Origin of the sequence: Streptosporangium sp. NBC_01469, assembly GCF_036227305.1 — a bacterium.
Classification (GTDB): Bacteria; Actinomycetota; Actinomycetes; order Streptosporangiales; family Streptosporangiaceae; genus Streptosporangium.
On sequence record NZ_CP109465.1, the window covers coordinates 9,775,110 to 9,787,252 of the forward strand.

General features: G+C 69.8%; 9 protein-coding genes and 1 tRNA gene. 3 read left to right on the forward strand and 7 right to left on the reverse strand.

What is annotated here, in order from left to right; genetic code table 11:
• Positions 1 to 6 precede the first annotated feature (6 nt).
• The gene (locus OG587_RS42630; RefSeq protein ID WP_329084540.1) at positions 7 to 1,041 is read left to right on the forward strand and encodes a 1-acyl-sn-glycerol-3-phosphate acyltransferase; all 1,035 of its coding nucleotides are present in this window, start codon (positions 7 to 9) and stop codon (positions 1,039 to 1,041) included.
• Here OG587_RS42630 and OG587_RS42635 read toward each other — a convergent pair whose 3' ends face one another.
• From OG587_RS42635 to OG587_RS42655, 5 genes are all read right to left on the reverse strand, one after another.
• Positions 1,042 to 4,341 (reverse strand): NACHT domain-containing protein, encoded by a 3,300-nt coding sequence (locus OG587_RS42635; protein ID WP_329084541.1) that lies wholly within the window; start codon positions 4,339 to 4,341, stop codon positions 1,042 to 1,044. It lies immediately after the preceding gene.
• Between the two features lie 127 nt (positions 4,342 to 4,468).
• Positions 4,469 to 4,687: an SHOCT domain-containing protein gene (locus OG587_RS42640; protein ID WP_329084542.1), complete on the reverse strand. Its 219-nt coding sequence runs from the start codon at positions 4,685 to 4,687 to the stop codon at positions 4,469 to 4,471.
• 231 nt (positions 4,688 to 4,918) lie between these two features.
• Complete coding sequence (locus OG587_RS42645; protein WP_329084543.1) at positions 4,919 to 6,427, reverse strand: cobyric acid synthase; 1,509 nt, start codon at positions 6,425 to 6,427, stop codon at positions 4,919 to 4,921.
• Between the two features lie 341 nt (positions 6,428 to 6,768).
• Entirely contained in the window at positions 6,769 to 7,671 is a 903-nt protein-coding gene (locus tag OG587_RS42650; RefSeq protein ID WP_443075649.1) for a cobalamin biosynthesis protein, read from the reverse strand.
• Positions 7,672 to 7,726: 55 nt separating this feature from the next.
• Positions 7,727 to 8,533 (reverse strand): aminoglycoside phosphotransferase family protein, encoded by an 807-nt coding sequence (locus OG587_RS42655; RefSeq protein ID WP_329084544.1) that lies wholly within the window; start codon positions 8,531 to 8,533, stop codon positions 7,727 to 7,729.
• A gap of 329 nt (positions 8,534 to 8,862) precedes the next feature.
• On the opposite strand from OG587_RS42655, the gene OG587_RS42660 reads away from it, so the two are divergent.
• A tRNA-Arg gene (locus OG587_RS42660) sits at positions 8,863 to 8,936 on the forward strand.
• A gap of 653 nt (positions 8,937 to 9,589) precedes the next feature.
• Here the strand turns inward: OG587_RS42660 and mltG are convergent.
• Together mltG and OG587_RS42670 are read right to left on the reverse strand one after the other, a co-directional pair.
• Positions 9,590 to 10,564: an endolytic transglycosylase MltG gene (mltG, locus tag OG587_RS42665; protein ID WP_329084545.1), complete on the reverse strand. Its 975-nt coding sequence runs from the start codon at positions 10,562 to 10,564 to the stop codon at positions 9,590 to 9,592.
• Complete coding sequence (locus tag OG587_RS42670; protein ID WP_329084546.1) at positions 10,561 to 11,073, reverse strand: SigE family RNA polymerase sigma factor; 513 nt, start codon at positions 11,071 to 11,073, stop codon at positions 10,561 to 10,563. The genes mltG and OG587_RS42670 overlap by 4 nt, the downstream gene beginning before the upstream one ends.
• 428 nt (positions 11,074 to 11,501) lie before the next feature.
• Here OG587_RS42670 and OG587_RS42675 point away from each other — a divergent pair, with 428 nt between their 5' ends.
• A complete protein-coding gene (locus OG587_RS42675) occupies positions 11,502 to 12,107 on the forward strand; it encodes a hypothetical protein (protein WP_329084547.1) in 606 nt (201 codons plus the stop codon).
• The last annotated feature ends 36 nt before the right edge of the window (positions 12,108 to 12,143 follow it).

Consider the following 12,143-nt stretch of genomic DNA (forward strand, 5'->3'; position numbering starts at 1 on the left):
CCACTCGTGCTGCCTCCTCGCATCGTCCGCCGCCTGGTCCTGGCCCCGCTCGTCATCGTGCTCACCGTCGTCGCGGTGCTCACGCTCCCGATCTGGCTGCTGGTGGTGACCGCGGCCTCGCTGCGCCTGCCGCCCCCGCAGCGGCGCGGCACCCGGCTGGTCTGGTTCGCGATGGCGTGGCTGACGCTGGAGTCGATGGCGCTGTGCGCCTGCCTGTGGCTGTGGGTGGCGAACGGCCTGGGCGGCCGGCTCAGCCGCGACGAGTACCAGGAGCGGCACTACGAGCTGATCCAGTGGTTGCTGTCCAAGATCTACGAGGCCGCGGTGCGGATCTTCCGCCTGAGCGTCGAGATCGACGAGCCGCCGCCGACCTCCGACGAGATCTCCCGGCGCCTCACCCGCCCCGTCATCGTCCTGTCCCGCCACGCGGGCCCCGGCGACTCGTTCCTGCTCGTCCACCACCTCCTCGCCCGGTACGGCAGGCGCCCGAGGATCGTGATGAAGGCCGCCCTGCAGTTCGACCCCTCGCTGGACGTGGTGATCAACCGCCTCCCCAACGCCTTCGTCCCCCGCAAGGTCGCCGAGAGCGGCGTCCTCGCCGAGATCCGCCGCCTGTCCTCCGACATGGACGCCGACGACGCACTGGTGATCTTTCCGGAGGGCGGCAACTTCACCCCCAAGCGCCGCTGGCGGGCCATCCTGCGGCTGGAGCAGAAGGGCCTGGCCGAGGAGGCCGCGCGGGCCCGCAAGCTGGAGCATCTGATGGCCCCCCGCCCCAACGGCGCCATCGCCGCCATCGAGGCCTGCCCCGAGGCGGACGTGGTCTTCGTCGCGCACACCGGCCTCGACGACCTGGTCACCTTCGGGGACATCTGGACCCGCCTCCCGCTCAGCGCCCGGATCAAGGCCAAGTGGTGGCGGATCCAGGCCGCCGACGTGCCGCGCGACCGCGAGGAGCAGATCCGCTGGCTCTTCGACCAGTGGGAGGAGATCGACGCCTGGATCACCGAGAACCAGCCGGCCCCCGCCTCCACGGCCTGACTACAGGCGATAGATCATCGCCGTCGGATCGAGCAGGTCGGCGTTGCGAAGCTCCTGCCCGTCGTCGCTTTTGACGACCAGGTCGCGCTTTCCCGCCAACGGCGCGACGTCGACGGCACCGGGCAACCCGATCAGGTTGACCCGCTTCAGTCTCCTCAGCGGCTTCAGGGGCGAGAGATCATGGATCTTCTCGCAGTACCTGATGCTGACCTTCCGAAGTTCTCGCAGCCCGGAGAGCGGTGTGAGATCGACGAGGTTGACGCAGTGGGAGAGCGTGACCTCCTCAAGGGCGAGCGACGCGAGCGGGGTGATGTCGTCGAGCGAGGGGATGTGGCGTAGCGCGATCCGCCGGAGGTTCGGGCAGTTGTCGACGAGCCCGGCGATCCCGTCGAGGGCCGGATAGGTGAGTTCGAGCTCCGTCAGGCGGAGAAGCCCGCCGAACACGGCCGGGTCGGAAAGGCGATGACAGTCGAAGAGGGACAGCACCCTCAGCTCGGTCAGCGATGCCAGCGGGGTGAAGTCGGCGATCTCGTCGAGCCGGTCGAGGCTGAGCTCCTCGACCATGTGGAAACGGTCGAGGAACCTGAGGTCGGGCGCTGGATCGTCACGGAACAGGTGAGCCTTCCGCAGGGAGGGCGGCATGGGGGGCCACCGCGAGTCGACCGGTTCCGCCCTGAGACTCACCCACAGTTCCTCCAGACCGGGCTGACGGCTCAGCACGTCGAGCGCCCCCGGCCCGGCGAGCCCGGGGACGTTCAGGCTCCGCAACGAACCCACGTCTCCGAGAAATTCGAGACTCTCACCGCGGGGGGCGATCCACAGGTCCTCCAGATTGCGCAGGTGCCGAAGGTGGGGGAAGAGCCTCGGGTTCTCCACGTTCGCGTGTCCGCCGGACCCCCTGTCGATGAGGGGGGAGTCGGCCATCACCCGCCGGGCGTACTCCTCCGGATCGAAGTAGTCCCACGCCGTGATCAGCTCGCGCTGCACGAAGAAGCTGGAGTCGCCGGAGTATCGGGCGAGCCGCTCCAGCGCCTCCGCGCCGTTGATCAGCCAGCAGGTCCGCACCGTGGCCGCCGCCTCCAGGGAGGACAACCCGGCGAGGTCGTCGGGAAGGCGCCGCAGAACCTCCTCCCCCGCCGAGGCGAGAGCTCCCGCCTCGCTCTCGTCGCGAGGCGGGATCACCGCCGCGAAGCACTCCTCGACGGCCCCGGAGAGGGCGCGCGGCAGCTCCTGGATCGTCTCCAGGCAGCCGATCACGAGCAGGCACAGCCGCCGCGCGTGCTCGTCGTCCGCCGCGACACGGCGGAGCAGCCCCCTCAGCAGTTCCTCGCGCAGCGGCGCGTTGGCGTGCCCGGCGGCCATCACCACGGTCTCGCGCCACTGGTCGAGATGTGCCCGCTCGATCAACGGCTCCACGTCGGCGCCGTCGGCCGCCTGCTTGGCGGCGAGATACTCCTGCACCGTGCGGTGCACGAAGTCGATCCGCCCGGGAACCGGTTCCCTGATGACACCGCTGCGCTGGAGGAGATGGTCCAGCAGGACCTCGGCGGTGCAGTCCACCCGGGGCATGGTCTGGATCTTCTCCTCGACCCGCTTCAACGCCGTCGCCCTGGACAGCTCGGACCGGCCCCACACCCCGAGCTGCCAGGCCAGGTCCTGCAGGACCCGCACCTTCTGCTCCGGCTCCAGGACGACCTCGGAGACGATCCCCCGCTCGGCGTCCCGGCGCTGGAGCAGGAGTTCGAGCGCCGCCGCGTACAGTCCCATCCGGTTGCGCGGCAGCTGCTTGCCCCGGTCGAGGTTCAGGGCACACAACATCGCCGCGAGCAGCGGCGTCGAGGCGAGCGTCTGGAGGTACGGGCTGCTCTCGAATCTGGCCAGCAGCGCGCCCTCGTACTCGTCGAGCTTCTCGGCCGCGAACGGCAGGTTCCCCGAACCCCGCATGGCGGTGTGCCACTGCCGTACGAGCTCCCGCAGGTGGACCGGGGTCATCGGCTCCATCGTCACCGACGAGAACCCCTCCTCCTCCAGCCACCGGGCGTCGGCCGCCGCCGGACGGGAGGTCACGATGACCCGGATCTCCGGGTAGGCCGCGAGAAGACCGTCCAGCCACCGCCTGACGGCCGGGCGGTGCCGCGGGCTCAGCTCGTCCACACCGTCCACCATCAGCAGTGCCCGTCCCGAACCGAGGACCCGGTGCGCCCAGCCCTCGGGCATCAGCCCGGCGACCGGCCGCGCGACGTCGGCGAGGAAGTTCTCGGGAGCGGGAAGGTTCCCCGCACCGTGGCTGCGAAGCTTGATCACGAACGGGACGGAGTCGTTCCACCCGGCCAGATCACCGGTGAGGCCGCCACGGGTAGCCGTCACCGCGAGCCAGCGCAGCAACGTGCTCTTGCCGGAACCCGCGCCTCCCCTGAGCAGCACGCGCCGGAAGCGGCCGAGCGCGCTCTCCACCCGTGACGTGACGGGCTCGTGGCGAACCTCCGCCTCGGTCAGCTCGGCGAAACGGGCGCGCGGAAGACCCCCGCCCCGGTCGAGTTCGTCGGGACACGCGTTGAGGCTGATGTAGGCGACGCTCAGCGTGGCTCGGGGGCGGTAGGTCTCCACCCGGACGCCGAACAGCTCGACCTCGTCGAGGGTCGTGCTGATGTGCCCGAGATAGCGGCGCAGGAACTCATCGTCGTCCCGGGTACCCGAGGGCGCGTCGAGGGAGCGGGCCGGGAGGCGGGCGAGCACCGAGGAGACCTGCTGGCCGAGGGTGGCGAGGCGGTCGTCGACGGCCGAGACGCGGCCGAGAAGCTCGGTTCCCGCCCGGGGCAGGTACTGCGGGAGTTGCTGGACGATCCGCACCAGGCAGTCGAGGCACTCGTCCAGCAGCATGTCGAAGAGGCGTGCCCCGGCCTCGCCCAGTTGCCTGGCCGGGTCGGGCAGACCGGCCCGGATGGCCTTGGCGAGCTTGATCGGGTCCATGTCCGCGGCCAGGAGCGCCCCGTCGGAGAGGTCGGCGGCCTGGACGGTCGCCACCACCTCGTGCAGGACGGCCGTCCGGTCGTTCTCGGCGAGCCCGCCGTACTCCCGCTCGACGAGCACCGCGAGCCGTCTCTCCACCCCGTCGGCGATCGCCTCCAGCTGCCGTTCGAGGCTGCGCCGCAGGAACCGGTCGGGAAACCCGCTCTGGATGAGGGTGGTGAGGTCGGCGCCCCGTTCCGCTCTGGCCGTCCGGGCGGCGAGCCCCTCCCGTACGGCGCGTTCCACCACGGCCTTGCCCGCGGCGGCGGCGATGGCTTCGAGTCCGGGCATCCTGCTCCTCGGCACGCTGTGGAGTTTCCCCCCAAGGATTACCGAGGATCACCGAAAAGGCAGTGATACGCCGACAAAATCCATCACTTCCCCGGAGATCGTCGGGAGCCGCGGACGGCTCGCGAGGTTACCAGTCCTGGGAGAGGCCCGACATGCGGCGGAGGTATTCGTCCTCGTCGATCTCACCGGCCGCGTAGCGGCGCTTGAGGATCTCGCGGGGATTGTCGGCGACGGACGCGCGAGCCGCGGACGCCCGTGCCGCGGACGCGCGGACCAGCAGGGTCACGCCGAGCACCACCACCGCGATCACGGCGATGACGAAGAACAACACCAGGATGCGGGACATCGTCGGCCTCCCATGCCCCCCATCGGATCCGGTGGGGGAATATCGAGTTTACCCGGCGGAGAAACTTTCTCTTTTTCGTCGGCTGGGGCGATTCGTCGGCCTTCGATCCCGGAAGGCGAGAAACCACTCCCCTCGACCGGCTCGACCGGCTCGACCGGCGGAGGGAACACCGATTCACCGATTCACCGGCCCACCGGCCCACTGGTCCGCTGGTCGAGCCGGTCCGCCGGTTCAACCGGTGGAGAAGTCCGGAGCCTCGCGCGAACCCCCGCCGGGCGGCAGCGACGGCAGCCCCCGGGGCGCCCCGTCCTCCAGCAGCCGGAGCAGGGCGCCGGTGTCGACGTTCCGCTCGATCAGGTCGCCGAGAGCGTCCAGCCTCTCCTCCCTCAGGGCGGCGAACGACACGTCCGGCGCCGGGGTGAAGTCACGGCCGGAGACGGCGGCCACGTCGGCGAGGAAGGCCCGGCGGAAACCGTCGTTCTCCAGGGCGCCGTGCCAGGTGGTACCCCACACCGAGCCGTCACGGCAGCCGTCCAGGAAGGGCTCGCCTCCGTCGGCCGTCACCACGCCGTGGTGGATCTCGTACGCGGAGACCCGGCAGCCGTACGCGGCGCCGACCGGGCGGCCCAGCGTCTTGTCCGCGGCGAACTCCACCGACGCGGGCAGCAGCCCCAGCCCCTCGACCAGGCCCGCCCCCGACTCGACGTCGTCGCGAATGGTCCTGGCAAGCATCTGGTAACCGCCGCAGATGCCCAGCACCGCCCGCCCCGGCAGGGCCGCGGCCAGGCCGGTGGCGCGGAGCCACGCCAGGTCGGAGACCGTGGCCCGGGAGCCGGGCAGCACCACCAGGTCGGCGTCGTCCAGCTCGCCGGGGGAGGTCACGAAGCGGACCGCCACCCCCGGCTCCGAGGCCAGCGCGTCCACGTCCGTGAAGTTGGAGATCCGCGGCAGCCGCACCACCGCCACCCGCAGGGTCTGCCTGCCGTACGGGGCGCGCGTCCCGATCGCGGGCCGGTTGTCCAGGGCCAGGGAGTCCTCGACGTCCAGCCAGAGGCCGTCCAGCCAGGGCAGCACCCCGTACACCTCGCGGCCGGTCAGCTCCCTGATCATGTCGAGCCCCGGTTCGAGGATCTCGGGCGCCCCCCGGAACTTGTTGATCACGAATCCGGCGATCAGCGCCTGGTCGGCGGGCTCCAGCAGCGCCACCGTCCCGTACAGCGCGGCGAAGACCCCGCCCCTGTCGATGTCGCCGACCACGATGACCGGCAGGTTCGCGGCACGGGCCAGGCCCATGTTGGCGATGTCGCCCCTGCGCAGGTTGATCTCCGCCGGACTGCCCGCCCCCTCGCAGACCACCACGTCGTACGCGCCCCGCAGCCGCTCCAACGCGTCCACCGCGACCTGGCGGAGCCGCTCCTTGACGTCCCAGTACTCCATCGCGTCGACCTCGGCCATCGGCCTGCCCATCACCACGACCTGACTGCGCCGGTCGCTGCCCGGCTTGAGCAGGATCGGGTTCATGTCCGCACTGGGTTCCAGCCCGCACGCGGCGGCCTGCATCGCCTGGGCCCGGCCGATCTCGGCGCCGTCGGCGGTGACGAAGGAGTTGAGCGACATGTTCTGCGCCTTGTACGGCGCGACCTTCACCCCCTGCCTGGCCAGCCAGCGGCAGATCCCGGCGGTGACGACGCTCTTGCCCGCGTCGGAGGTCGTCCCCGCGACCAGCAGCGCCCCCTTCACGCCTTCGCTCCGGCCCGGGGAGCGGTGAACCCGGCACAGCACGTGACATCAGGACAGATCAGAACCACAGCCGGTTCTCCGGGGGAATCAACCATCATGCCGACAGCATGCCGTTCCGGCGGCCACACCGCCCACCCGGACTCCCGAACGGCCTCAGCGCCAACCCACCCGGCCCCCTTGGCCCTTCCCGCATGCTCCTTCGCCCCTGACCTTTTGATCCCCTGGCATGCTCCTTTGCCCCTCCACCGGCTCTTTGATCTCCCCTGGTTGGTTCCCCCGGTACCCGGCGTCCGTCGCCCAGCCCTCCTGCCCTTGAGCCCTTCGCGCCCTTTTGGGACGGCCTACCGGCGCCGCAGGATCGCCAGGACCGCCAGGGCCGCGGCCCCGAAGCCCACCGCCCGCGCCAGCCGTACGGCCCGGCGGATGTCCGCGACCGAGGGCCCGGGGCCGTCGCCCATCTCCGGCCGGTGCTCCACTCGGGTGCCATACACGTTGACCCCGCCCAGCGTGAGGTCCAGCGCCCCCGCGAAGGCGGCCTCGCAACGGCCCGCGTTGGGGCTGGGGTGGCGGTGGCCGTCCCTGCGCAGCACCGCCGCCGCCCGCCGCGCCGAACCCCCGATCAGGGGGGCGCCGAGCGCGGTGAGCAGTCCGGTGATCCGGGCGGGCACGAAGTTGGCGACGTCGTCGAGGCGGGCCGCGGCCCACCCGAAGCGCTCGTAGCGCGCGTTCCGGTGGCCCACCATCGCGTCCAGCGTGTTGACGGCCCGGTACGCGAGCAGGCCGGGTACCCCGGCCACCGCCCCCCAGAACAGCGGCGCCACCACCGCGTCCGAAGTGTTCTCCGCGATCGACTCGACGGTGGCCCTGGCGAGCCCGGACTCCCCGAGCCCGGACGGGTCGCGCCCGCACAGGTGCGGCAGCCGCCCCCGCGCCCCCGCGAGATCGCCGTCCTCCAGGAATCCGGCCATGGCCGCGCCCTCGCGGCCCAGCGTCGTACCGCCGATGACCGCCCACGTCGCCGCCGCGCTCAGCACCGCCCGCACCACCGGGTTGCCCGGCCGGGTCGCGACGTGGCCGAGCAGCGCCACCGGAACGACACACAGGGCCACGTGGAGGACGCCCCGAGCCCGGTCGTCGCCGTACACCCGCTTCTCCACCCCGGCGGCGACGGTGCCGAACAGCGCGACCGGGTGCCCGCGCCGGGGATCGGCGAGCACGGCGTCGATCGCGACCCCGGCGAGCATCCCCACCCCCTCGGCCACCCCCGGCCGCCTTCCCCTGACCGTGGCCGCCAACCGCCTAAACGAGATGCTCATGAAGCTCATCCTGGTGGGTCTCCAGCCACACGCGGGCCCGCCGGATGCGCTCCCCCGCCCCACCGGCCCACATCCGGGCCCATCCGCCGCTCTCTCCCTGCCCCTCGGCCTTGACCCGCATCGCGTGGTACGAGCGGTCGAAGCGGAGCCGGGCGAGATCCAGCAGGCGGCGGCGGTCACGGGGCGCCAGACCGTACGCGTCACAGAACAGGCGGAGCCGGGGGCCGACGTCGAGGCGGCGCTGGCGCGGCTCCAGATCGACGGGATCGGCGATCGGCGCCCAGTGACGCAGCGTGGTCACCACGTCGAACAGCCGGGTCGTCGGCCGGGCCATGTCGAAGTCGATCAGCGCGGCGGGGAGCCCGTCACGAAAGATCACATTGTCGAGGTTGACGTCGCAGTGCCCGATCAGCCTCGGTGCCGCGTCGTCGTTGGACCCGGCCTCCCAGACGGCCCCCCGCGGCGGGACGAAACCCTCGGCCGCGTCGTGGAACCCGCGCAACAGCCGCGCCAGCGCGGCCAGGGACTCCCCGGTGAGCGCGTACGAGGGCAGCGGCCTGGCAGCGGACTCCCCCTCGACATAGCTCAGGATCTCCCTGCCCCGCTCGTCCACCCCCAGCGCCCGAGGGGCGCCCTCGAACCCGGAGTGCTCCAGGTGACGCAGGAGCGCGTGTACCGAACCCGTGGAGGCCCTGCTGGGCCGTCGGACGGTGTCCCCGACCCGCACCACCCCGTCGGTGACATCACCGCCCAGAAGGGGAATCTCCTCTTGGACCGTGGCGACGAACATGGCATACGAGCCTAGACCGCCCCGCTCCTCCAGGAGAACGATTCGGGCAGACCGCTCCCACCGGAAGGCCCATCCGGAAGCCCTCCTACCCCCTTCGAACACCCGGCCCCCGCCCCCGCCACGCCCGGCGGGAGAACGACCAGGTCAACCGGACGGAAGAATCCTCCACCGTCGCGGTTCCGCCACCCCGAAGGGCCACCACCCACCTGGACCGGAGCGGGTGAGCGTTCACTCCCTCCGAAGGACGGGGAATCCACAGAGTGATCCTCACGACACCAACCCAAAACCGATACGTGGGCACTCCCCGGATCATGCACAATTGAGCGGGAGCACCCTTAGCTCAGCTGGATAGAGCATCGGACTTCTAATCCGACGGTCGCAGGTTCGAATCCTGCAGGGTGCACAGCCGAGACCAGGTCATCCACGCGCTGACCTGGTCTTTTGCTTGTCCGTGACCCGACCCCCTCAGGCGGCAGAAAGCGGCCGTATGCCACCGGTCGCGGACCATACGCGGAATGGGTCCGGCCCCGTTTTCCCAGGTGAGACCGAGGATTCCGGAGTCCCGGGGAGCGATTCCGGGGCCGGAACGGCGAAGGACCCCGAGGTGTCCCGGGGTCCTTCCACGGCGCATGATCCGTGTCATGTGACGAGCGCGGCCAAGATTCTTTGGTTCGCCACCTCGCGCCGGCCGTCGATGCACTTGGCGTAGACCCTGAGCATCACCTCCACCCCGCGACCGGCCCACGTAGGTCACCGCGGTCAGCGGCTCACGGGCCTGAGCCGGGTTGACCGCCGAACGCCGGTCGATCTCACCGCCGGACTTCGCCCCGCGGAGCTTGATGTACCCCGGCGCGGTTCACTCAGGGCCGCGCGCCGCACCCAGCACCCGCCGTCCCCATGCGACCCGCCGCACCGAGCCACGCCGCCTGAACGACGTTGGCGACGCGAGGGATGCGGCGGCAGCCGCACAGACCGAGCGTCGCCGTGACCCGCTGGAGGTACGAGGAGAGGGAGTGTGCCCGATCGGTGAATCGAGGACTGCGGCGCGCCGCTCCATCACCCGGTCCTGTGGTTCTTCTTGCGTTCCTCGTTCTTGCGTTCCTCGACCAGCTTGATGAACTCGGATTCGGAGTCGGCGAACTTCGTGATGCCCTTCTCCGGATCGGTCGTCACGAAGTACAGCCAGGACCCGGCGGCCGGCTTCAGGGCGGCCTCGATGGCGTCGGCGCCCGGGTTGCAGATGGGACCGGGCGGCAGGCCGAGGCGCGCATAGGTGTTGTACCGCGACCGGCTCTTGAGATCCTCGTTCGAGGCCTTGATGCCGAACTTGTTCATGGCGTACATGGTCGGGCTGGCCACTTGCAGCCTCATCTCGGGCGTGTGGTTCAGCCGGTTGTAGATGACCCGCGCGATCTTGGGCATGTCGCGCCTGTTGGTCGACTCGGCCTGGACGATGCTGGCGATGGTCATGATCTCCAGTGGCGTACGGCCGACACGCCTGGCGCCGTCCACCAGGTTGCTGTTCTCGGCGACGCGATTGAAGCGTGTCACCATCGCGGCGAGGAGTTCGTCGGGGCTCGATGTGGGCGAGACCTCATAGGTCGCGGGGAAGGCGAATCCCTCCAGCGCCCCCTTGGCGTAGGCCGGAAGGCCGAGCGCCCTGCCGTCCTTGGCGGCCCGCTCGAACTCCACGAGCGGTCTGCCGGTGGCGGTCGACAACTGCTTCAAGATCTGCGCGAGCCGCAGTCCTTCTTTCACGGTCAGGGTGGTCTGTCTCTGCTCGGTCTTTGCAAGAGTCTCGCCGGAGCCCTGCCCGGTGAAGTCCTTGGGGGCCGTCGCCCGAGAGGACAGCCCCTGGACCACGAGTGTAGATCCGACCGCCATCACGGTTACGGCGGCCGCCGCCACCAGGGAGAGGCTGCGCCGACGGGATCGACCCCGGTTGACCTGGAAGAATCGGCCCGGTGGGGATGGCTGCTCCTCATGGGCCATGTCGGAAAGGGTTTCGCGCAGCAGATCCTCGATGTTCATCCGAACTCCCTCACGGTGCTCAGTTCAGGTGCGGCCTTCTTCAGACGCTCCAACGACCGGTAAATCTGGCTACGCACGGACCCCACCCTGACACCGAGCAGCCGCGCGATCTCGGTCTCGGACAGGTCTTCGAAGTAGCGCAGCACGAGCATGGTCCGCTGCCGGGGTGTCAGCCGGGCAAGAGCCGCCCGCATCACCAGACGAAGATCCACCATCTCGGCGTGCCCGTCGCCGATCTGTTCGGGCAGCCATCCGGTGGACACTTCCGCGACGCGGGAACGGCGCCGCCACCAGCTCACCTGCTCGTGGTACATGACACGGCGGACGTAACCCTCGATGGCCGCGGGGTCGTGCAGGCCGCGCCACTTCATCGCTGTCTTCGCCAACGCCGACTGCATCAAGTCCTCAGCGGCGTGCCGGTCACCGGTCAGCAAGTACGCGGTACGGAACAGCGCCCCTGATCGATCGATGACGAACTCCCTGAAGTCCGCCTCAAATCCTGGATCCACCTGTCCTCCTCGCGATGTCACCAAGCAAGGACGCGGACAGGGCGTCGATCTATGCCAGCGTGGCCGAACTGATCTGCATCAAGGGCTGCATGCCTTGGCCCGCATCATCTACCTTCGCCGGGACTGTAGAAAAACGGTGTAACTCATGATCAAGGAGGACACACCTGACGAGTACTGTGATTCAGGCATCCGCAGACATGGACCTGGAGGAGACCGCGGTGGCGCGGCGGGACAATCTACGGGTGGACCTTCCTTCGGGGAGTTAAACCGTCCGTGCTGCGTATGCTCAAACCGAGACCGCGTACATGGTGATCGTGCAGCTCGTTCGACGAGTCCGGCCATGTGGATATGCGTGGGATGATCTTCTGTCGGTCCTGAGGTTTACCGTCGGTTCTCCTATGGGCTTGCACTCGTCGGGAGGACGACCGGTGGCAGAGGTGCTGCGGAGGATCAACTATGAGGACGACGTCGAGTACGGACGCTTCCACGTGGGGGACTTTGAGCCGCATCTGGACGATTTCGCGATCTCCCATCCACACCTGAGGGTGTCGAACCACCTGGACATCGAATGCGACATCACTCACGGTAGAGCTGATGTACGCGTGGAGGTCTGGGATGCCGAACCACCGGCGGCCGACGCTCCTTGGGTGCTGACCGGGGAGAACGCCTACCTCACCGGTTCGGGAATCGTCAGTGTGGGAAGCGAGGCGTGGCCCGACCGGCTGCTGCTGGGGCCTTCGTACTTCCTGTACGGCCTGCGCACCTACCGGGTCCCGTCTGTCTGGGGCAAAGGCCACGAGTTCTATGAGGATCCGCAGACCGAGCATGTGCTGCTACGGTTCTGGCCGATCCGGGACGTCTTCGACCCCGTCCTGCATGCCCGGCCGGAGAAAATGACGGCGGCGCCCCGGCCGTCCGCATACGTTCCCGCCACAGACTGGCCGGCCCTGCGCCGCCAGCCCGACCTGCCGGCGCCCGACACGGCCGACGATCCCAGCAGCGAGGACAGGGCGGCTGTCCACGGCTGGCACTGATCGTTTGCGGCTGATCCTTTCCAGTGCCTTCCCACG

Bases quoted from the DNA above. Each gene is read 5' to 3' on its own strand.
- OG587_RS42650 (WP_443075649.1), bottom strand. From the start codon at position 7,671: ATGCTCGCCGGGGTCGCGATCGACGCCGTGCTCGCCGATCCCCGGCGC.
- OG587_RS42655 (WP_329084544.1), bottom strand. From the start codon at position 8,533: ATGTTCGTCGCCACGGTCCAAGAGGAGATTCCCCTTCTGGGCGGTGAT.
- mltG (WP_329084545.1), bottom strand. From the start codon at position 10,564: ATGAACATCGAGGATCTGCTGCGCGAAACCCTTTCCGACATGGCCCAT.
- OG587_RS42635 (WP_329084541.1), bottom strand. From the start codon at position 4,341: ATGCCCGGACTCGAAGCCATCGCCGCCGCCGCGGGCAAGGCCGTGGTG.
- OG587_RS42640 (WP_329084542.1), bottom strand. From the start codon at position 4,687: ATGTCCCGCATCCTGGTGTTGTTCTTCGTCATCGCCGTGATCGCGGTG.